The 21,871-nt window shown below is 62.6% G+C and carries 16 protein-coding genes, 1 tRNA gene and 1 pseudogene; 4 read left to right on the top strand and 14 right to left on the bottom strand.

All coding sequences use genetic code 11. The features are described from left to right. The first annotated feature begins 63 nt into the window (after positions 1 to 63). Positions 64 to 1,005: an AEC family transporter gene (locus tag BISU_RS06365; RefSeq protein ID WP_024463191.1), complete on the top strand. Its 942-nt coding sequence runs from the start codon at positions 64 to 66 to the stop codon at positions 1,003 to 1,005. 241 nt (positions 1,006 to 1,246) lie between these two features. On the opposite strand, the gene BISU_RS06360 is transcribed toward BISU_RS06365, so the two are convergent. Then, positions 1,247 to 2,686 carry an ABC transporter permease family protein gene (locus BISU_RS06360; RefSeq protein ID WP_024463190.1) on the bottom strand — a complete coding sequence of 480 codons (1,440 nt, stop codon included), beginning with the start codon at positions 2,684 to 2,686 and terminating at the stop codon, positions 1,247 to 1,249. A 337-nt stretch (positions 2,687 to 3,023) separates the two neighbouring features. Further along, positions 3,024 to 3,918 (bottom strand): annotated as a pseudogene (locus BISU_RS06355) (ABC transporter ATP-binding protein); the annotation flags it as partial. Between the two features lie 294 nt (positions 3,919 to 4,212). Between BISU_RS06355 and BISU_RS06350 the strand changes: the two are divergent. Then, positions 4,213 to 4,713, top strand: coding sequence for a hypothetical protein (locus BISU_RS06350; protein WP_024463188.1), 501 nt, complete (start codon positions 4,213 to 4,215; stop codon positions 4,711 to 4,713). 283 nt (positions 4,714 to 4,996) lie between these two features. On the opposite strand, the gene BISU_RS06345 is transcribed toward BISU_RS06350, so the two are convergent. The 10 genes from BISU_RS06345 to BISU_RS11630 all read right to left on the bottom strand — a co-directional run bounded on the left by BISU_RS06345 (position 4,997) and on the right by BISU_RS11630 (position 18,438). Further along, a complete protein-coding gene (locus BISU_RS06345) occupies positions 4,997 to 6,484 on the bottom strand; it encodes a Maf family protein (protein ID WP_024463187.1) in 1,488 nt (495 codons plus the stop codon). Positions 6,485 to 6,505: 21 nt separating this feature from the next. After that, the gene (gene thrB / locus BISU_RS06340; protein WP_024463186.1) at positions 6,506 to 7,546 is read right to left on the bottom strand and encodes a homoserine kinase; all 1,041 of its coding nucleotides are present in this window, start codon (positions 7,544 to 7,546) and stop codon (positions 6,506 to 6,508) included. Between the two features lie 47 nt (positions 7,547 to 7,593). Continuing rightward, on the bottom strand, positions 7,594 to 8,907 hold the full coding sequence (locus BISU_RS06335) for a homoserine dehydrogenase (protein WP_024463185.1): 1,314 nt from the start codon (positions 8,905 to 8,907) through the stop codon (positions 7,594 to 7,596). A gap of 250 nt (positions 8,908 to 9,157) precedes the next feature. Then, positions 9,158 to 10,855, bottom strand: a complete 1,698-nt coding sequence (locus BISU_RS06330; RefSeq protein WP_024463184.1) for a diaminopimelate decarboxylase family protein — start codon at positions 10,853 to 10,855, stop codon at positions 9,158 to 9,160. Between the two features lie 217 nt (positions 10,856 to 11,072). Further along, positions 11,073 to 12,869 carry an arginine--tRNA ligase gene (argS, locus tag BISU_RS06325; protein WP_024463183.1) on the bottom strand — a complete coding sequence of 599 codons (1,797 nt, stop codon included), beginning with the start codon at positions 12,867 to 12,869 and terminating at the stop codon, positions 11,073 to 11,075. 254 nt (positions 12,870 to 13,123) lie between these two features. After that, positions 13,124 to 14,566, bottom strand: coding sequence for a glycoside hydrolase family 30 protein (locus BISU_RS06320; RefSeq protein WP_024463182.1), 1,443 nt, complete (start codon positions 14,564 to 14,566; stop codon positions 13,124 to 13,126). 1,049 nt (positions 14,567 to 15,615) lie between these two features. Continuing rightward, on the bottom strand, positions 15,616 to 16,005 hold the full coding sequence (locus BISU_RS06315) for a Rid family detoxifying hydrolase (RefSeq protein ID WP_024463181.1): 390 nt from the start codon (positions 16,003 to 16,005) through the stop codon (positions 15,616 to 15,618). A 593-nt stretch (positions 16,006 to 16,598) separates the two neighbouring features. Beyond that, the gene (locus tag BISU_RS06310) at positions 16,599 to 16,850 is read right to left on the bottom strand and encodes a GlsB/YeaQ/YmgE family stress response membrane protein (protein WP_152599068.1); all 252 of its coding nucleotides are present in this window, start codon (positions 16,848 to 16,850) and stop codon (positions 16,599 to 16,601) included. A gap of 165 nt (positions 16,851 to 17,015) precedes the next feature. After that, complete coding sequence (locus tag BISU_RS06305) at positions 17,016 to 17,615, bottom strand: GNAT family N-acetyltransferase (RefSeq protein ID WP_024463179.1); 600 nt, start codon at positions 17,613 to 17,615, stop codon at positions 17,016 to 17,018. Positions 17,616 to 17,637: 22 nt separating this feature from the next. Beyond that, positions 17,638 to 18,438 (bottom strand): class I SAM-dependent methyltransferase, encoded by an 801-nt coding sequence (locus tag BISU_RS11630; protein WP_081672643.1) that lies wholly within the window; start codon positions 18,436 to 18,438, stop codon positions 17,638 to 17,640. Positions 18,439 to 18,816: 378 nt separating this feature from the next. On the opposite strand from BISU_RS11630, the gene BISU_RS12055 reads away from it, so the two are divergent. Then, positions 18,817 to 19,419 (top strand): HutD/Ves family protein, encoded by a 603-nt coding sequence (locus BISU_RS12055; protein ID WP_024463177.1) that lies wholly within the window; start codon positions 18,817 to 18,819, stop codon positions 19,417 to 19,419. A 225-nt stretch (positions 19,420 to 19,644) separates the two neighbouring features. Here the strand turns inward: BISU_RS12055 and BISU_RS06290 are convergent. Next, a tRNA-Arg gene (locus BISU_RS06290) sits at positions 19,645 to 19,718 on the bottom strand. 161 nt (positions 19,719 to 19,879) lie between these two features. Here BISU_RS06290 and BISU_RS06285 point away from each other — a divergent pair. Further along, positions 19,880 to 20,506: a CYTH domain-containing protein gene (locus tag BISU_RS06285; RefSeq protein ID WP_024463176.1), complete on the top strand. Its 627-nt coding sequence runs from the start codon at positions 19,880 to 19,882 to the stop codon at positions 20,504 to 20,506. Positions 20,507 to 20,886: 380 nt separating this feature from the next. On the opposite strand, the gene BISU_RS06280 is transcribed toward BISU_RS06285, so the two are convergent. After that, entirely contained in the window at positions 20,887 to 21,855 is a 969-nt protein-coding gene (locus tag BISU_RS06280) for a tetratricopeptide repeat protein (protein ID WP_024463175.1), read from the bottom strand. Positions 21,856 to 21,871: the final 16 nt, after the last annotated feature.

Raw genomic sequence — 21,871 nt, 5'->3', positions numbered from 1 at the left:
ATGACGTGTCGATGACGGCGCGGCATGGCACACTGGAAGCCATAGGTAGGGAAGGGAAGCGCCATGGGTTTGCTCAGCGCCATGCAGGGGTTCTGCGTCATCGGCATCGTGATTTTCGTCGGGTACGTTGCCGCACGAATGCAGATTGGCGGCCCGAGCGCGCAGATGGTGCTCAACCGCTTCAGCTTCTTCATTTCAAGCCCGTGCCTGATGTTCGCGATTCTCTCGAAGGAGCCGCTGCCGGAGATTTTTCACCCTTCGATCATCGTCGCGTTCTGCAGCGCGATGGCGGTCGGCGTCGCGTTCCTTGTTCTCAATAGGATATTCTTCCATTTGAATGCCGCGGAGTCGACCATCGGCGCGCTCAACTCGCTCTATCTCAATTCCAACAATATCGGTCTGCCGATCGCCACGTATATTCTCGGCAATCCGGCGCTGGTGGCCCCGATTCTGGTCATGCAGCAGGCGGTGTTCACGCCGATCGGGCTTACGGTGCTCGATGTCACGACCAAGGGCAAGGTGTCGGCCAAGGAGATTGCGAGCCAACCGCTGCACCAGCCGCTGCTGCTCGGCTCGTTGGGCGGCATCGTGGTCTCGGCCATCAGCGACCGCGCCGGATGGTTCGTGATACCGAAGTTCCTCTTCGACCCCATCGACATGATCGGCGCATCGGCGGTCCCGATGATTCTCATGGCCTTCGGCATGTCGCTGTACGGCAGCCAGCCGATGCAGAACAAGCGCAACCGCGACGCGACCGTCGCCGTCGTCGTGCTGAAGAACCTCGTCATGCCGGTCGTCGCCTTCCTGCTCGCCTATTTCGTCATGGGCTTCCGCGATGCGACGCTCTACGCCTGCGTAGTGCTCGCCGCGCTGCCGACCGGGCAGAACGTGTACAACTACGCGGCACGCTACAACGTGGGCCTGAGCTTCGCCCGCGACGGGATTCTCATCTCCACCCTCACCAGCCCCGTCATCATCACCGTAGTTGCGGCGATATTGAGCTGAGCCGTTAAGCGAACAGCACTGTGTGCTGTTCGTAGGCGAAGCCGAGCGGCCGCCAAGGCCGCGAAGGTAACGAGTCGGTAAAGGACGACCCCAAACCCCGCTAGCATGTTGCAAACCATAAAGCGAACAGCACTGTGTGCTCTCCGTAGGCGAAGCCGAGCGCCCGCTAAGTGGCCGAAGTAAACGATTGCAAACCTAATGGCGAGTCTTCGCTAGACCTCGTGTCCATCGCCAACTTCGCTCAGTCATCCGCGCGATAATCGAGCAGATCGAGCTTCGCGGCCACGCGATTCGAGGCGAATGCCCCAATGGACACGAGCGCGTAGCACAGCGCGATGCCGCCGAAGAAAGCCAGCAGCGTCGCCGCGTTCGTCATGGCTCCGGCCATCAGCGGCAGCATCAGCGCCATCGAACAGCCGCCGGCGATAACCACCACGACATTGAGCGGGGTAAGCACCTCGGCGAAGCGCGCCAGGCTGAGCGTGCGCGTATCCGTGCCTTCGAGCGCGAGCATGCGGTATTCCTCCGCCTGCTCGTAGACGTTGCCGGCCTGCATCACCCCGCAGCTCACTGCGGCCAGAATCGCTGCAAAGACAAGCGTCAGCAGCCCTCCGGTGCCGATATCGCGTATCAGGATCATGCTGGAATCATCGTGCCCGGCACTTGTATCGGCGGCCTGCGAGAACATCGCGCACACCGAGGTGATGCCGGCGATGAACACGGCCAGCGCGATGCCCGACACGTTGCGCCACGCGCGTTTAGGATTGTCGAGAATGCGGCGCATCGCGATCATCGTCGCGGCGTTGCGCGGCCTGCGCAGCCGGCTCTTGACGCGAACGGCGATAGCCCACGTGCCCACGAGATTGACCAGGAAGAAGCACAGCATGATGAATCCGATGACGATGGCAATCATCGCGCTCTGACCCATATGCGCGGCCAGTTGCGGCGTGCGGAATGCGCCGATCGCCAGCGCTATCGCACCGGCGAACACCGCGACGCGCCATGCGGCCGGCAGGGGCTGCGACGCACGGCTGGTCACCCCAAGCGGCGTGATCGCCACCCGGCGCAGCGCCGCCAGCGCCGAAACCAAAGCCATAATCGTCACGCCGAGGCATACCGCCAGCAGCGCCCACGGACCGACCCAGAGCTGTGCGAAGGTGAAACGCTGATTCTGGAAGGGTACCAGCATCACCAGCGGCATCAGCGCCAAGTACCCGCCGATGCCGAGCAGCGCGCCAGACAGAGCTTGGCCGGCGGCGTCCAGAGCCGTCAGCCCTGAGACCTGCGGCACCGTAGCACCGACCAGCCGCAAGGCGGCAAGCCGCGCGTCGCGGCGGGACGCGGCCAGTCGCGCGGCCGAAGCAGCGAGCGCGGTGAAGGGGACCACGAGGAGCAGGCAGGCGAAGACCGCGAGCACCACATAGGCTCCGGCCAAGGGGTCCTGCTGGGTCGCGGCCGATGCGCCTCCCGGCGCGCTGATTGCCACGCAGGCGTGTTCATTGATCAGGCAAGCAAGCGTGTGGTCGGATGAAGCCCGCCAGATGAAAGCGTGCACGCCGCCAAGCACGGTGAGAAAAATCGCGCTCGCCGAGGCGAATGCGATAATGGCCAGCATCGAGGTATGCCGCTGCGAGCGCAGGTTTGGCCGGTGAAACAGCCGCCATAATCCGAAGATATTCATCGCCATATCTCTCTTCCGGTTGCTGCTGCGATTGGCGATGACGACAGCGCCGACGCTGTGAATGCCGGCGTCGATGCCGCCGCGCCCAATGGCGAGAAAGCCGCTTGCTGCATCGTCATGAACCCGGCTGCTAGCGTCTGTGACATCATCTGCCGACCAGCAGGGAGTTGACCGTTTGCAGTAGCAGATGCAGCTTGACGCGCAGGCATGGGCCGCTGCTGCGCCACGGCGGGCGCAGCATTGTTCGACGGTACGGGAGATGGCTGACTCGCTGCGGATGCTGGCTGTTGCATAGCTTGCGTAGCAGTTCGCTGGCCGCGCTTCTCACGGTGCGGTTCCGCCTGCGAAAGCCGGCCGTCGCTCATCGTGACCATGCGCGAGCAGAATCCGGCGACGTTGACATCATGCGTGACGACGATGACTGCGGCACCGCAATCATGCGCGGCCTGCATGAGGATGCCCATCACCTCGCGTCCCGTGGTCTGGTCAAGCGCTCCGGTCGGCTCGTCGGCGAAGACTACGGCCGGCTCGATGCACAGCGCACGAGCGATGGCGATGCGCTGCATCTGCCCGCCGCTCATCTCGCCCGGGCGCTGCGCGGCGAGATGGCGCAGACCGAGGCGTTCGAGCCACAGCATCGCGCGATCTGTGGCCTGCTCGTACGCCATGCCGCCCAGCATCAGCGGCAAGGCGATATTCTCCACAGCCGGTAGCTCGGGAAGCAGCTGACCCGACTGGAACACGAAGCCGAACGCGCCGCGCCGCAGCTTGGTGCGCTCGGCGTCCTTCATCGCGGTCAAGTCGTTGCCCTGGAAGCGCACCGTGCCGCCGGTCGGCCGGACGATGCCGGCGAGCGCATGCAGCAGCGTCGTCTTACCCGAGCCGGAAGGCCCCATCACCGCGACGCTCTCCCCCGCGGCGAGCGCGAAACTCACATGATTGAGCGCCAAGGCGTGCGGCACGGCGGGCAGCGCGTTGGGAGCGCTGTTGTATGTGACGCTGTTGCCGGGGACGCTGCTGTACGGGGTACCTGTTTGCGGAGCGCCCGCATAAGGAGATCCGGGAACCGCCGCCACGCCGGTTGCGCCATGCTCCGACCGCGCCCGGGCGATGTCGGCGGAATAATCCATCACGAGGTCATTCGCCTCAAGGACGATGCGGCCCGGCTGCGTCGTGCCATAGTGTGCCATTGTCAATGCGCCCGAGGCCGAAGTCTGCCGGGCTGGCAGCATCGCATTGCCGCGCCGCGTCGTATTGCGCGCCGCCAAGTTCCGCGCCGTCACAATCCGCGTCCCTGAAATCAGCAGCGCTGCGTTTCGTGTCATTGTGTTCAGTATTGTGTTCATGCCTTTGAGCCTACGTACGCAACGCCTCCGTCGTCATCGGGCAACGGGATGATTCCGGTGCAGCTCACCGCTCACGCCTCATTCTCAAGGACTATGCGGCAGCGTTTTGCCACCATTCGCGCACGCTCAATCGCAGCCATGCCACAACGACGATATGGCAAGCCGTTACTATGATTCGCTATGCCTACACTTGCCCAGAATCTTGTCATCGGACTTGCCGTATTCGCGTATATTCTCTACCGGCAGCTGCATACCCGGCCAGTGAGGGGCCGTTCGATGTTGCCGTGGATCCTGCTTGCGCTCGGCGTGGTGCAAATCGCGGGGGCGACAGGTCGTCATGGGTCAGGCAGCCATGTTGGGGCGTTCAACACCGACCTGCTCGTGATAGCGGCCGCCATGCTGATCGGCGCGGGATTCGCATGCGCCAGAGCGTACACCTTGCGCATCTGGGTCGACAAGGGCATCGCGTACCGCAAAGGCAGCGTATGGACGGCGCTGCTCTGGATGATGTCCATCGCCGTGCATTTCTCGCTGGACGCCTTCGTGCATACGCCCGGGCTGGCGGGCACATCGCTTGAGGCTTATTTCGGGCTCATGCTGCTCATCCAGCGTGAAATCGCGTACGGCGCGTGGGAAGACTGCAGCCCGGGTTGTGAGCTACTAGCCGGCGTGGATGCGTAGCTTTGTATACGCTAATTCGAGTCTGCCGTATGGAATGCAACGTTGTGAGGCTCGATTTCGTTGCATTATGTACGGCAGCGTCGAGTTAGCGGATGAAATGATACGCAACGGGGCGTCGCAAACCGATCAAAGCCGGCTGTGCAGCTGGAAGCAACAAGTAACTGCCACAACGGTGCCACGGTTGCAGCGACTCGGTGCCATGCCCCGTGTATCCCGTGCAGGTGCAGGAAGGCAGTGCGCCGCTAGCCGCCAACGCGACAACGGCGCACCGCAAACGTTTCAGCTATGCAGACTGTTCGGCAGCGGCGTTGCCCGGTGCAGCATGCGACTCGCCATACGACGCAGCGAGCTGCTGCAACCGCGCCGCGAAGTTGGGCCAGTCGGTGCGCAGAGCGGTCAGGAGGCGACGCTCGGGGACCCGGTCGAAGGGCACCCATTCGATTTCGAGGCTTTCATCGTCGTTGGCGCAGGGCATGACACGGCGACCGGGCTTTTCGAAGGCGAACACGGTGGTGTAGGCCCACGGGCCGTGCTCCTCGCGGTAGGAGCCAACCACTTCGATGTCCTGCGACGTGATGTTGGCCTCCTCGAAGCTTTCGCGCAGCGCCCCCTCGATCGGGCTTTCGCCGTCGGCTATGGCACCGCCCGGAATGCCCCAGGTGCCGCCCTCGGCACTCCACACGGCGCGGTGCTGCATCACGATGTCGCTCACGGCACCAGTCTGCGGGTCGCGACGCGCCAGCAGCACGCCGGCGGCCCCGTTCGTGCCCCAGTGACGACGCCCGCAGGCGCAGCTCACCCAGCCGTCGCCCGGCTGATGCACGGTCTCCTTGGGCGGGACGGGCTGCGTCGCCTCTTTTTTGCTCGTGCCCGCAGGCACACCGCGGCTGACGTTCCACAAGTCAGTCCACTCGATGCCGAGCTGCGCAGTCAGGCGGCGCAGCAACGGCAGGCTCACGCCCATCACACCGTGCGGGTCGCCGTCGATACCCTCGATGAATGCGGAGCCGAAGCCCTCCAAGGTGAACGAGCCGGCGACTTCCAGCGGCTCGCCGGTGGCGATGTACCGCTCGATCTCCTGGTCGGAATAGTCGCCGAATCGCACTGTGGCGTGGCTTGCGCCGCGCGCTACACGCCCAGTGGCGAAATCGATGACGCAGTGCCCGGTCCACAATTCGCCGTTGCAGCCACGCATCGCGCGAAGCCGCTGCTGCGCCACATCCGCGTCATGCGGTTTGCCGTAGCATTCGCCGTCGAACAGGAACATCGAATCGCAGCCGATGATAAGCGGCCCGACCGCACTATGGGCGATGCCGTCACGGTTCGCCGGCACCTGCGCAATCGGCTGTGACGCAATCGGCACCTCGATGCCGGAGAAATCGCGGGTGAAGGTCGAACGCTCCGCAGGCGCGGTGTCATTGCCGTTGTTGGCATCGCCAGTGTTGCCGCCGTCGTCGGCTGCACTGGTTCCGTTCGAGGACGCTACAGCCTGCAGCGGATAAGCGGTCACCTGATCGCCGTGCGCCTCGTCGGCAGCGCCCGCCACGTCCCTATAGGCCCGGAACACAGCCTGCGCCTTGGCCTGCGCCAGTATCATCACGCGCTGCTCGATGCTCAAGTCCTGCACCGTCATCCCGGAATCTGCAGCAGCGCGTTCCAAAGCGGCCGGCTCGTCCACATGCGAGACGCGGATGATCGGGCACACGCCTGCGGTGTACAGCACGTCGCGGCGCGACGGCGACTGCGATGCGAGCACGACTGGTATGGACAACTTCAGGCCTCCTCGATGGCGTTACTTGGCTTCGACCTCGACGCCGGTGGTGTTGACGCTCAGGTGCAGCACGCGCCAGATTCCCGACGCCAACTGCTGCTGCGCAATGCGCTCGATAGCCTCTGAAGCCGGGCCTCGATGCAGCACGAGCACGCAGGGGCCGGCACCCGAGATCGCAGCAGCGAAGCCCTGCGCACGCAAGGCTTCGATCAGCTCCCATGACGGCGCCATGAGACCCTTGCGATAAGGCTGGTGCAAGCGGTCCTGCGTGGCGGCGAACAGCAGCGTGTTAGCATCCTCGCCCGGCGCCGCGTCATGCGAGCTAGCGCCGCGCGGACCCATAGCCGCAGGCAGCAGCGCGATGCGCGACAAGTTGAACGCCGCGTCCGCGTAAGGGACCTTCGCGGGCAGAGCCTGCCGCGCCTGCTCGGTGGACTGTTCGAAATCGGGAATGAATACGCATGCGCGAATCGCATCGTCAACCGGATACATCGTGGTATGGAACCCGACAGACAACGGCTCCCCGTCACGAATCGGCACCGAGCCAACGCCTTCCCCAGCATCGAAGCGCCATGAGACCGTCAGCCCGCCGAACACCGCCGGCGCGACATTGTCAGGGTGGCCTTCGATGGACGCGGCCATGTCGAACACTGACTGCCGGTCGAAATGCTCGCCATGCGCGAACGCCGCCGCCGCGCTGATGCCGGCGACGATCGCCTCGGCGGAGGAGCCCATGCCGCGCGCCTGCGGAATGCGGTTGTGCGCCTCAAGCGTGAAGCCGAGTCGCCCCAGCCCGAAGACCTGGCAGGCTTTGCGGAAGGTGGAAACCACCAGATGGGTTTCGTCGCGCGGCAGCGTGTCCTCCCCCTCGCCGTGGATGATCACGCGCACGGAGTCATCAGTGGTGTTATCAGCCGCAGCGCCATCAGCCGGGCTGTCGTTCAGCGTGAACTTGAGCTCATCGTAATGGTCGAGGGCCAGCCCGACGGTGTCGAAGCCGGACCCCAGATTGGCGCTGGTCGCTGGAACGCGCACATGCACCTGATGGAATAGGAGATTCATAGATAAGGTCTTCCTCTCAAGCTTTGCCGCATATCAGTGCCGCATCATCAATCAAGCACCCGCAGAATCGACGGCGTGCCGGTCACGAAATCGAGGCTGCACACCGCTTTGACCGTTTCGCGCAGGGTCAGCTCGTCGCACTGGTGCGTCACGATGCGCAGCTGCTGCAATTCGCCCGAATAGCCCGGATCGTGGCGCGTGGGCTGCAGGTCCTGGTTCACGCCGTTGATCGACACGCCGCGATCGGCGAACTCCGTGGCGATGGCGGCGAGCACGCCGGGCTTGTCGCGAATCAGGAAACGGACGGCAAATGCCGCCTTCGAAGCGTCGATCGGCGCCTTGGGCAGGTCCTTGTAGAGCGGGATGGACGGCCCCGTGCAGCCCTGCGCGATATGCCGCGCCTCGGTGACGATATCGCCCACAACAGCCGAAGCAGTAGGCGCGCCACCGGCCCCACGGCCGTAGAACATCAGGTCGTCGGCTGCCTCGGCGTGCACGAAGACCGCGTTGAAGCTGCCATGCACCGAGGCGAGCGGGTGGTTCTCGTCGATCAGCGCAGGGTAGACGCGGGCCGAAACCCCGGCCTCGCCGTTCTCCACGACGGCCAGCAGTTTGACGACCTTGTGCTCGGCGGTCGCGGCGGCGATGTCGTCGGCAGTGATCGAGGTGATGCCTTCGACGGTCACATCGTCAATGCTCGTGGCGGTGTGGAACGCGAGCGTGGCCATGATCGCGGCCTTGTTCGCCGCATCCTCGCCCTCGATGTCTCCGGTCGGGTCGGCCTCGGCGTACCCCTTGGCCTGCGCGTCATTAAGCGCTACCTCGAAGTCCAGCCCCTTGGTGGTCATCTCGTCCAGGATGTAGTTCGTGGTGCCGTTGACGATGCCGAGCATGCTGCTCACCCGGTCGCCGACCAGCGATTCACGCAGAGGCCGCACGAGCGGAATCGCGCCGCCTACCGCCGCCTCGAAGTAGATGTCGACGCCGCGCTCGTCCGCAGCCTGATAGAGTTCCGGGCCGAATTTCGCCAACAGCGCCTTGTTCGCCGTCACGACGCTTGCCCCGGCTTCGATGGCCGTGAGCACGAAGGTACGTGCAGGCTCCAGCCCGCCGATGAGCTCCACGACGATGTCAGCGCGTTGGCACAGTCCGGCCGTGTCGGTCGTGAGCAGCGCCTTGTCGATCCACGGAGCATCGACTTTGCTTGGGTCAAGGCAGGCCACGCCAACCAGTTCGATAGGCCTGCCGGTGCGGGCCGAAAGCTCGTCGCGCTGCTCGACCAGCAGCCGTGCGGTCTGCGAGCCGACCGTTCCAGCGCCAAGTAGTCCTACGCGGATCGGGGCCTCGTTGTGCTGTGTCATAGTGTCCTTCCCGGATTGTTACCCTTGGTGTCCCTTAGATCGCCGCCGTCACTGCTCAGTAGAGCGGACGCGACGCCTTACGCCGATGCATACCACGACTATTCTAAAGGTTCCCATCGGCCTTCGTGCCATATGTGCCCAGTCAATGCCGGCAAACGCTCATCAATGCCCGTAATTGCGGCATGCTGAGCGACGGTTTGGTTCGCTCGACTCACACTTTTTCAGAGCGAGTCAAAAAATGCGAGCCAACTCAACTTACATCCCACGACAGCAAGTCGTCGATGGTCTGGCGTCGTATCATCACATGCGCACCGGATTCGCCCACTGCCACGACTGCGGGAATCAGCGCCTGGTTGTAGTTGCTGGCCATGGTGCGGCCGTACGCGCCGGTCACCGGGATGGCGAGGATGTCGCCGCGCGTGATATCGGCCGGCAGCTGGCATTCGTGCACGAGAATGTCGCCCGATTCGCAATGCGTGCCGACGACGCGAGCGAGCATGGTTTCTGCCGCGCCAGCGCGATTCGCCAGCCGCGCCGTGTAATCCGCGTCGTACAGCGCCGGACGGATGTTGTCGCTCATGCCGCCATCGACCGAAACGTATGTCCGGCCGCTGATCGCCTTGCCGTCCTGCGCCGTCGTGCCCTGCGGCAGGTCGATGTGCTTGATCGCGCCGACGCGATAGAGCGTCACCCCGGACGGGGCCGCGATGTAGCGCCCCGGTTCGAAGGAGATGACCGGCGCGGGCATGCCCAGTGCATCGTTGGTTGCGGTCACAGCGTCGGCCAACCGGCCGAGTTCGACGTCGATGTCCATCGCGTCCTCGGCGTCGGTGTAGGCCACGGAGTAGCCGCCGCCCAGATCCACTTCGGGCAGGGTGTAGGCGTTGGTGGCGTAGAAGGTCTTGCGCAGCAGCATCATGCGCTTGGCCGCCTCGATGAAGGCGCTGGCGTCATGAATCTGCGAGCCGATATGCGAATGGATGCCGACGAGTTCGAGGTCCTCGCTCAGCCCGGCGATCGTCGCGAGCACGGCATGGGCGGGGCCGTCCGCCACCGCCTGCATCGCATCGGCGAGCGCATGGTCCGTGGCCGAAACCTCATTGCCGTGCAGGTCGTAGGGGTAGCGCACATCGTACTGCAGTCGGCGTTCTTGTTGATGCTGACGTTCCTGACCTTCAACCGGCTGCGGTGCCGCCGTCCCGGCCGCGCCGTTCTGATTCGCCGCGGCGATTGCCGAAGCTCCGGCCACTGCCGCCTCAGTTACCCCGATTCCATCCGCCGCTGCATCCTGCCGTTTCGGCATGATGCGGGCATTGGTCACAGCTGGCATGGCGGCGATCATATCGTCCAGAATGCCCAGCACTGCGGTCGGAGTGCCGGCCGGCAGCAGCGCCACGCCGAACTTCTGGTCCTCGTGCGCGGTGGAAATATACTCGTGCCCGCCTGCATGGATGCCCGCCGTGACGCGCAGCATGACCTTGGCGCGTTTGCCGAGCTTATGCGCGATGGCAGCGATGCGGGCAGGCTCCTCCGGCTCATCGACGACTATTTTAGCGAAACCCTGCTCGACGGCGAGCGCGATTTCCTCATCGGATTTGCTGTTGCCGTGCAGCACCAGCCGCCGGCCCGGAACCCCTGCGGCCAAAGCGATGCGCATCTCGCCCAGCGAGCATGTGTCAACGAACATGCCCGCCTGCGCCACGATGCGCACGACTTCCTTGGACAGGAAGGCCTTGCCGGCGTAGCTCGCATGGGTCGTCGTGTTGCGGAAGGCTTTCGCTGCCGCAGCGACGAAGCGCCGCGCACGAGCGGCAACCTCATCCGTATCCATGATGTAGAGCGGCGAACCGAATTCGTCCAGCAGGGACGAGACGGTGCGGCCGTGGAAGGTCATCTCGCCGGAATCATTGAGTTCCGTGGCCTCGGGCCAAATCGGCGTCACGCCCATATGCTGCTCCTTGCTTGCTGTGTGTTGTATGTTGGCCGGTTATGACTTGGTTGTGCGGCTATCGTGTTTTGCTTGGCGCACATAGATCGGATTCATGCCGGACCATGCCGATCCGTGCCGGGTTCCCGCATGCGATGACGGCTGCCCGCCATGTACACGCCGTATTCATTATCGCCTGTTTCCAAGCTCGTGGGTCGCTGCGCCGTCCGCGCACAGGCTACATCTGCTGCGGGGCGCTGACCCCGAGCAGATCCAGTCCTGCCGCGATGACGGTGCGCACGGCGTCGTTGAGCTTGAGCCGCGCCGCGGCACGCGCCGGTTCGGGGTTCTTGGCGATGCGCAATGTCTCGCGCGTCTCTTCGGATCCGCGCTCTTCGGGGTCGGTCAGCGCCATCGGCACAACGCGTTCGAGGTTGTACCACTTATGGTAGGCGGATGCGAGATCTTCGAGGTAATGCGCCACGCGATGCGGCGCACGCGAATCGCCCGCCTGTGCGAGCACGGAGGGCCACTGCGCCAGCGCCGCCAGCACCACGCCGTCCGCTTCGGTGTCCAACAGGCTGAGATCCGCATTGTCTGCGCTGATTCCGGCGGCCTCGGCGTTGCGCTCGACGTTGCAGGAGCGCGCGTGGGCGTATTGCACGTAGTAGACCGGATTCTCGTTGGTGTGCGAGGCGAGCAGGTCCAGATCGATGTCCACGCTCGTGTTGTAGTCGGTGCGCGCGAGCGAATACCGCGCCGCGTCCACGCCGACCGCCTCGACCAGGTCATCGATGGTGACGACGTTGCCGGCGCGCTTCGACATGCGCACGGCCTTGCCGTCCTTCATCACGTTGACCAGCTGGCCGATGAGAATCTGCATATTCTCGCCGGGCGTGTCGCCGAACGCCGCGCACATCGCCATCATGCGGCCGATATAGCCGTGATGGTCGGCGCCGAGCATGTAGATCGCCACGTCGGCCGGATCCATGGCGCGGTGCCGCTTGTTCCAGTAGTAGGCGATATCGGCGGCGAAGTAGGCGTAATTGCCGTCCGATTTGATGATCACGCGGTCCTTGTCGTCGCCATGCCTGGTGGATGCGAACCAGGTCGCCCCGTCCTTCTCGAAGAGGTCACCGTTTTCGCGCAAGACCGCGAATGCCTTGTCCACCTCGCCGTCCTCGTACACGCTGTTCTCGTGGAACCACACGTCGAAATTGACGCGGAAATCAATCATCGACTGCTGGATTTCGGCGAACATCATCGGCACGGCGCGCTTGCGGAACTCTTCGCGCTGCTCGGAATCGCCCTCGCCAAGCGCGTTGCCGTCCTTGTCCACGCCGCCGTCGACGCGCGGCAGCTTCAGGATATCGACGCCGTCAGTCTTGGCTTCGGCGATCACCCTGTCGGCGATTTCGTTGATATACGCGCCTTTGTAGCCGTCAGCGGGGGTCTCTTCGCCATGCGCGGCGGCCAGCAGGGACTTGGCGAAGCGGTTGATCTGCTCGCCATGATCGTTGAAATAGTATTCGCGCACGACCTTCGCGCCGTTCGCTTCCAGGACTCGGGCCATAGAGTCACCGGTGGCGGCCCAGCGCACGCCGCCGATATGAATCGGCCCAGTCGGATTGGCCGAAACGAATTCGAGGTTCAGCGTCTTGCCGCCCAGATGATCGTTGCGCCCGTATTGCGCACCCTGTTCGAGAACCGTGTCGACCACGGCCGCCGCAGAAGCGGAGTCGAGAGTGATATTGATGAAGCCGGGGCCTGCCACTTCGACCGAGGCGATGCCCTCGGCGTCGGACAGCTTGGCTGCGAACAACTGCGCGAGATCGCGCGGCTTCATGCCGGCCTTCTTGGCCAGCTGCATGGCGATATTCGACGACCAATCGCCGTGGGCGCGGTCCTTCGGCCGCATCACGGCCAGCTTCTCGACCGGCGGGATCATCGCGTCATCCAACGCGCCAGTATCAGGGCCTCCGGCCAGTTCATGGGCAATATCGCAGATCAATGCACTCAATGCTTCGGGATTCATTCTTATCAGTGTAGCTAATACGGCGACAGCGGCGCCCTCCCCAGGTTCTCGGCTCACACTTTTTCGCACCCGAAGAAAAAGTGTGAGCCAATCGCGCACAATACCTGCTAACTTTTACCTGCACAAATGCTGGAATAGCAACGTTTACTAATGAGTAACAGCGGACAGCGAATGTTCGTTTGACTCACACTTTTTTAAGCATGCCCAAAAAGTGTGAGCCGCACTATGAGACACACCAAATCACACACCAAATCTCAACGCTCCCACACCAGCGTGCTCAGCGAGCGCGGGGGCAGTTCGACCGGCCGCAGTGTATCGCCGTCCTGCACGGCGATGCGGCGCGGAGCTGCGTCGCTGTTATTTGCCACAAGCACCAGGCGATTGTCCGGCGTGAGAAAGGCCACATGCTGCACATGCGGCATATCGCGCGAAGCAGCACTGCCTACGCACTGCGAGCCGATCGGCACGAAGCGGCTGAAATGGCCGATCACATAGTAATCCGCGTTCTTGGTGACCGAGCCATTCATGCGATCGACGGTCAGCAGCCCGCGGTTGTGCGAGTGCTGGCGGTCATGGCGCAGATAGTAGTAATCCGGGCCGCCGCTCGTATCCAGCGCGACATTCCACAGCACCACGCACTGCGCCCAGTTGCGCAGCATCGCGATGACCCTGCTGCTCATGCGCAGCAAAGCCGCCTCCCAATTGCGCGGCCCCCAGTCGCCGCCCGAAGCCTCCGTCACCCAGATGCCTTTGCTCGGCCAACGCTCGTGAATCCGGCTCATCGTGGATGACGCCCCGCCGTAATAATGCCACGCCGACCCGGCCACGGCCCGCAATGCATCGTCGTGTGCGTAGAGCTTTTTGACGAACGCGCCGTCAGGATAGCGCTCGGTCGAATAGTTGTGATCCCAGCCCATGATATTGACTTCGTCCAAGCCCTCGGCGTGCAGCCGAGGCGCCAGATGGTCAGCGATGAACGCAGCCTGCTCCTCAGGGCTCATCGCCATCGAAGGCCATATCGCCTGCGCATTATCCGGCTCATTGACCGGCGTGAGACCGAATACGTCGAGGCCATAATCGCGGTACAGCCGCACGAATGCCGTCAGATAGCGGGCGTAGGCGTCGTAATACGACCGGCGCAAGCGTCCGACGCGGTGCGGCCACTTGCGATTCTGCCCCAAAACGCTGAGATTCGTTTTCATCCACCACGGGGCGCTCCACGGCGAGGCGATGGTGCGCAGGCCTTGCCGCTGCTGCGGCGCTGCGTCTCGCTGTGCGTTTCGTGTTATATCTTGCGCTGCTGCCCGCATCACTGTCCGACTGGTATCGAGCCGCGCATCCAGCGGTCGCCCATCGCCTTGTTCCGCGCCTTGCAACGATGCGGCCTGCGCTGCAAGCAGCATCGGCAGAATCCGCTGCTCTTCCGGTCCGAATTGCAGCGAGCGCAAGCGCCTGTCAGGCCATCGGCGCACGAATGAATATGGCCGAGTCACATGGTCGGAGGGCCCAATCGGCTGGCGCAGCATCGACAGCCCGATGCCCTCAACCGGGTCGAACAGATCGCGAATCATCTGGTCCGGTTCTGCGACCACATGCGCCCACAAATCAGCCGTCGCCTCGGTTATCGACGCGCCGAAGCCATCAATCCGCTGCCGGAGATTCGCCGCATCCACCACGATTCGAGGCAACGAATTCATCGGTACCCCGTGAGACGTATATATAGTCGATGAATCCGGCGCAACCTTGGGCATTGTTACTTGCTCGGCTGACGGCATTGCAGACCTTGCCGAGTCAACGGTCCCCATCTCAGGAGCCTTCTGACCGCACGCGCCTGGTTCGGCCAATCTCAACTCGGGCTCTGGCTCAATCTTCTTTCCCAGCGTCCCGGCCCTGCACGCCTCCGAGTGCGTCAGCTTCGTCCCAGAAGGCTGTGCGGCCTCCCCCAGTACTTCGATCTCCTCCATGCAGCGCAGCAGGCCCGAGTCATCATCTCTAGCCTGAGTAACAACCATCCGCATGCCATTCATAGCCCAAGCATACGAACGCATATCTACAGTGCGCGTGTGTTCACACTGCGTGAATGCTGTGCCCGCCACTCGGTTTTCATCTATTAAGCAGATTGCAGCGCAAAGCTGCCTTCGCTCGGTTTCACCAAACATTTCCGCATTCCGAAAACTGGCGGAATTCCAAGGATCCCGTGAGGAGCGAAGCAGGCCTACAGTCGGTGGCTACTTTCGCATGTGCTTAATAGCCGAAAAAAGTGCTGAATAGACGCAGCAATACGGTCTTTTGCGTCCCGATAGCCGTACCCAAACAGGAAATCCAAATGGATACTTGCATCCCTTATGAAAACCATCAGGAAATACCGCAGCGAACGCGGCCACCCACAACCAACTGCCGTGCAGCTGCGTTATTAAGCACTTTTTTCGGCTATTAAGCACTTCGCAAAGTAGCTGATGAAATCGACTAACATCATTTCGGCGGAATACCGCCATTCTTGAGTCCTGGCTGATGTGCACCACTGCACGCAGGACAGCATAATCCACCCAAATGTGCTTAATAAATTCTCGAAGAAACCGCAAAGCCTAAACAATCGATTGCACACACCAACACAGGCTTTCGCGTTGCGGCGGCGCGAAGGCCGCACTCCTAACAAACCGTACGGCTCTCATACACCCCGCAACGCAGAGCAACCTAGGCATCAGACGACGCCAAGCGAGACCGCCTAAGCAGCCTCCCTCAAAAATCACGCAATCGCGATGGCGTCAATCTCGACCAGCGCGCCCTTGGGAATCGAGTTGCCGCCGAAGGCGACGCGGGCGGGTTTGACCGCGCCGGTGAAGCACTGCGCGTATTGCTTATCGACATCTGAGAAGTCCTCGACGTTGGCGAGATATATCGTGGCGCGCACGACGCGGCTGACATCCGAGCCGGCTTCCTTCAATATGGCTGCGATGTTCTTCAACGACTGCGTGGCCTGCTCGGCGGCGCTCGCGCCCGCCAGTTCGCCCGTGGCAGGGTCGATGCCGAGCTGGCCCGAGACGAATATGAACCCATTGGCCTTCACCGCTTGGCTGTATGCCCCCAAGGCGGCTGGTGCGGATGCGGTCGCTACTGCTTCGATGGCGTCACTCATGTGCTGTTCCCTCGTTTCCTTCGATGAATCCTCAACGTATGACGTGCCACACGCCCGGATGAGCTGGTGGGCACCGTGTTCTGCGCACAATGACCAATATAGACGCCCGATGTCACCGAAGGCATACTGGGCGGATTCGTGCGTTTCGGAGGAAGAAACGCAGCAATGTGTCCAATGCAGAATGAGATGAATGATTCACGCTACTGGCTGGATTCGTGCGTTTCAGCAGGGCATAACGCACGAACTTGTCCCAGTATCCTGTCATCACAGGTCTTGCTTACTTACTGGACGAATCCCTGCGCTTGCCGCGGAGGAAACGCAAGGATTCATCCAGTAGCTCCGGGCGCGGAGGCGAGAGATGCAGATGTGAAATCCTCTCGCCGATGCAGGGGGAGCTACTGCGGAAATACGATTGCGCGAATGCGCTGCATGCGGCGAAGGACTTTGAAAACCATGCAGCAGGCGGGTGATACCAATCACAACCCATTGAAAAACAGCGTAGGCCCCCATCCATGAGGACGGGGGCCTACGCTGTACAAGGCGAACGGACGACCATGTTCGTTCAACGAGCGGCATTCATCTGTCAAAACCGCCTAATTATTGACTTTGCCCACGATGAACGAGACGATCAGCACGATGATCACCGCGCCTACGATGGCTGGGATAATCGCTATTCCAGCCGGCTGCGGACCCCAAGAGCCCAGAAGCGCTTGGCCGAGGGACGAACCCACGAGACCGGCGACGATATTTGCAATCCATCCCATCGACTTGCCTTTGCCGGTAATGGCTCCAGCGATGGCACCGATGATGGCTCCCACAATGAGCACCCATATCCAATGCAACATGATCAGACCTGCTTTCTCTCGATGGTGTAACTGCTTGTAACCCTTGCAATTTTACCCGAGCGCAGAGTCTCGCGCGGGTTCGTTCTTAGCGAAAAAGCCCGGTTGCGAGTTGCGCATCCCTGCACAGCACATCACCTGCACAGCGCATAGCACACTATCCGCACATCACTTCGCGGCACACCACTGCGTCGCGGTTATCAGCCGCACCACGCCGTCATGGTATTCGTCAATCAGCGGGAAGTAATCGCGCTTCGTCGTGCACACGGCCGTCATTCCGCACTTCTCCATGACACGCCCGGACTGCGGATTCGCCACGTAATGGCCGCCCCATACGGCATCGGCATGCAGCGTGCCGAAGGCGAATGCAAGCACCGCGTTAAGCGCCTCGGGCATGTAGCCCTTGCCCCAGAACGGCCGGCCGATCCAATAGCCCAGTTCCTTCGCATTGTGCAACGCCCCGCCATGCTTCGCCGCGAGCCCCGCATCGGCAGCAATCGGATCGGCGGTGTAATGGCTGACCGGCTTCAGCGCGATGCTGCCGACCGGCTCGCCGCAATCCTTGATGGTAATGACCCAATTCCCATCGACAGCAAGAACATTGTTGATGACGGACATACTGTCTTCGACGCTCGTATGCGGCGGCCACCCGCAGCGCGGCCCGATTTCGGGGTCACTGGCGTAACGGAACACCGACTCGGCCTCGGCCCGGTCGTCGGTTTTCCAAGCGCGCAGCACCAGTCGCTCGGTTTCGATTATGGAACTCATGCCCGTATCCTACCGCAGCGTCTCAAGCGACTGGAACGTGCATGCGGTATTCGAAGGTCCATGCGGCGCGGGCATGCTCGGATGCCAAAGCGAACTCCGGCGATGCGGAATCCATGAAATCGCACAGTTTCGCCCAATCGTCGTCGCCCAATGTGGCCCGGGCGAATGCGCCGTGGAAGCACGCGAAATCCCGCAGCACATATTCCTGCACCGCTTCGGGCAGTGGCGCATGGAACTCGACGGAGTCGGCCCAACTGTCAGCCAACGTCAGCCCAGGAAGAGTGCCGCTTGGCCATGTGTCGCCGCCATCGGCCCCCTGCGCCGACCAACGGGCCATGCCAGTCTCAACCGCCGCCGTCACTCGCTCGGCGAATACGGGGTCGGCAGCCGGAATCCAGTCGAGCGCAGTCGTCCACCGCAGCACGAACCGGCCTCCTGGGCGCAGCACGCGCCGCACTTCCGGCAGCATGGCCGGCTGCCAGAAATCGCCGATCCAGACCATGTCAAATGAGCAGTCCGGATAGGGAAGCTGCTGCGTGGCATCAATGCAATCAAGCCGCAGGCCAGCTACCGGGCCAAGAGACTCGGCGGCCTCGATCATCGCAGGATTGGCATCGACAGTTGTAACGCTTGCAGCGCCTGCCGCCAGCACGATACGGCTGATCATCGCAGGACCGCAGGCGAGGTCAAGCACCTTCGCATGCGCGGCACCTGCTCTCTTTGCCGAGTCAAGCGTGGCATCGGCGCACGCCATTGCCGCAAGGGTAAGCCTCGCCGGGTAGGTCGCGGCACGCTGCATCGGATTTCCTGCGTTGTCGGGCATTGAGGCCACTTCGGCTAGTCGCTAGTGATCGATGAGCTGAAGCTTTTCGCGGACAGCCGCCAATGTGGGGAGCTGCGGCTCATCGGCCATGCTGCCGTCCTTTTTTGCTGGGTCTCGTGGCTTTCGTGCGCTTCATTGCGCTGTTCCGTGATATTGTACTATGCCGTCTCGGGCCTGTCTGCTGCCATGATTGGCTTTGCAGCGCGGAGACGGCTTGCTCGATTCGTCATAGTCGCACTGTCCATGTCCGGACAGACCATGTACCCGTATTTCCGGCCAAAGGCATGCTGGTGGCAATGCCGGCGACGCAGGCAACGCCACCGCAGCCAAACCCATAGCCAGATCCGCTATCAAACCGCAATGCATAGGAGCCTAACCATGACGACGACAGTACTGCATCACGACGACTACGCGCAGTCGCGCTGGAAAAACGGGCTTGGCGTCACACACACTGTCGACATCGCGCCGGAAGGTGCCGACTTCGACACTTTCGCATGGCGGGTGAGCATGGCTGATGTCGGCGAACCAACGCCGTTTTCGCCGCTTCCCGGCGTCGACCGCTGGCTCATGCCCGTCGCCGGATCGGGATTCGAACTCACCATCAACGGCGCGTCATATCGCCCTGCGCGCGGCGAAGTCGTGCGTTTCTCCGGCGATAACGATGCTGCAGGCGGCGCATCCGGCTCTGGGTCGCGCGATCTCAATCTCATGGTGCGGCGACCGCACGCCGCCGCCGACCTGCGCACACTTGCGATTGCAGCAAACGCATCGCTCGACGCCCGCACGCTTGCGGCGCATGGCGGGACCATGCTGGCTATCCTGCTCGATGGCGACGCCCAAGTCGACGGCATCAGCCTGTCCAGGTTCGATGCCGTACGCCTCACCGAGAACGCATGCGAGACGTTCGAGACCGCCGCAGGCTGTCTGCTCGCCATCGCTTCGCTGGCAGGCGCCGCCGTATCCGCCGAGCTCGCTGGCTGAATTCCGCTACGCTGGCGAGGGCCGGCGCTGCCGTCCGTGCGCATTGAAAGCAGTCTGCGACACGATGCCTGCACGAAAATCCCTGAATGCGTATATCGGCATTCCTAACAGGCATGAAAACGCAACAGCTATGGAATTGTGTGAAGTCTGCGGCCGTTGCGTCGAAAATGGCTAGGCCGCCAATCGCTTGGCGGCCTAGACTGGCGGAATTCCGCCTGTTCTGGGTGGGCTTGGATGGGATTCGGACCCACGGCCTTTCGCTCCGGAGGCGAACGCTCTATCCACTGAGCTACAAGCCCTCAGCACCCCACTACTCTACACGCCCTCCCGACTTTACGCGCCGGAAGGCAGGACGCGCGCAACTCAGCGGACGCATTGGGGTCACCGTACAGCGGTCACTGCACTGCAAGCACAGACATACCATGCTTATGGCTACACTATGGCTATGGGCACAGTGGTTATGGACAACGCATTGAACGACTTCGAATATGAACGGCGATTCTTCTGCCGCGAGATGCCCGCCGAACTGGACGACGGCGACGCGCCGGGTCTGATCGTGCAGAGCTACTATGTGCACGCCGACAACTATGCGCTGCGCGTGCGGCTGGTCAGCCATACGGTTCGCATCGATATGGACGCAAGCACCGACCCCATCGGCGTGCTGGACGCCTACCGCGACAAGTTCTCCGAGGCCTACGTCACGGTGAAGGGGCCGTCAGTGGGCGGCACGCGCTACGAAGCAGAGCGCGAGATCGACGCGCATATCGCCGCGGAACTAGTCAAACGCGGCGGCGAGCCGATCATCAAGAACCGTTTCTCCGCTTGGATCGGCGAGGACGGGTGGAGCATCGACGTGTTCGGGGGCGCCAACGCGCCGCTTATCGTGGCGGAGGCCGAACGCAGCGGGCCCGTCACCAACCTCGTCATCCCGAATTTCTGCGTTACGGAAATCACCGATCAGCCGCGATTCTCCAATGATGGACTCGCCGCGCGGCCCTTCGGCTCATGGCACGACGAATTCGAGCAGGAACTGGTTGAGCAAGGACCGCACTTCGAGCAGTTCTTCGGCAGGAACCGCATGCAGTGACATCGCATACACTCATACATCGCATAGTGCCTGCGACCGCCGCTACCAATCAGGGCAAACGAGCTCCAAGCAACCGTCGCAACTCCCGCACAAGGGTCGGGTTAGTGCGAGAAACGTGACGGTTGAAAACGGGCGATGGGCGCAGCGCACTCAGGAAGATGACATGCAGCACAACCTGGCCCGTAACGCCCATAAGCGTCACCTTATGACCGCTAACTCTTGTCTAGCGTACAAAAGGCAACGCAAAAGGCCCGATTAACGTTGAATTTTGTACGCTAGGGTCGCGATAGCGGTCATACGGATACGCGCAACCCGTCATACGGATACGCACCGTCATAAGGCCACGTCGTGCGCCCCAACACCTACCAGCATCAATAACATCAGTACATCAGTGTCGCAAGCCGGCGACGCGCACGCGAAAGCCGCGGATCGCCGGATTCGGGTATCGCAAAGTACTCAAGCAGACGCTGACGCACTGGCTCAATCTGGTCGCGATGCCCGGATGCAAGGTAATCCAGCAGCCGCCCGAAGGCATCGTCGATCTGCCCGCCGATCATATCGATATCAGCCACGGCAAGCTGCGCTTCGACGTCATCAGGGGCCGCAGCAGCCTGCGCTCGCGCCTGCCGCACATTGCTGCTCGCCGAACGAGCCAGCAGCAATGCCTTCGCGTGTTCCCGCGCAGCCACCTCGTCCTGCGGATTCGCCTCCAGAACCTTCGCATATGCAGCCGCGGCGCCCTCGTAGTCGCCATTTTGCGCAAGCAGGTGCGCCTGGGCGTGCTCGGGCGGAATCTGCGGCACCTCGGTGTCCGCGTCGCCCGCTTCCTCGCCTTCGTCACCGGGAGCATCGGCATACGGCGCCGTGCCGGTCACGCCGGACTGCTGGGCCAGCTGCACCAGTTGCGGGATGATCTCATCGCAGACTTGCTGGAGCTCGCCGCCTTGCGGCAAGCCTTGCAGAATCGGCATGGGGCGACCCGAAATCAGTCCGAACAGCGCAGGAGCTCCCTGCACCTGCAACGCCTGCGCGATCGAGGGATTCGACGCGATGTCGATGCGGGAGAGCTGAATCTGCCCGTTCATCGCGTTCACGGTCTCGCCCAGAGTCCGCGCCAGCTCGAACATCCGACTGTCGGTGGGCGTCCACAGCAGCAGCACGATGGGGAATGTCGATGAGGTCTGCACCATCGCCTGGAAAGTGTTTTCACTCGTATCGACGACGTAGCCGCCCGCCTTGGGCGCACCTCCCGCCTGCCCTGGCTCGGCCTCGACCCGGTGCTTCAACGATTCGAGATCGACCGCCCCTGCGAGCGACATCCCCGGGTTGTACTGCTGTTGATCCGCCATCATGCCTCCTTCAGCG

This window comes from Bifidobacterium subtile, from assembly GCF_000741775.1.
Classification (GTDB): domain Bacteria; phylum Actinomycetota; class Actinomycetes; order Actinomycetales; family Bifidobacteriaceae; genus Bifidobacterium; species Bifidobacterium subtile.
Note: the sequence above shows the minus strand (reverse complement) of the source record. Positions and strands in the feature narration are given on the sequence as shown.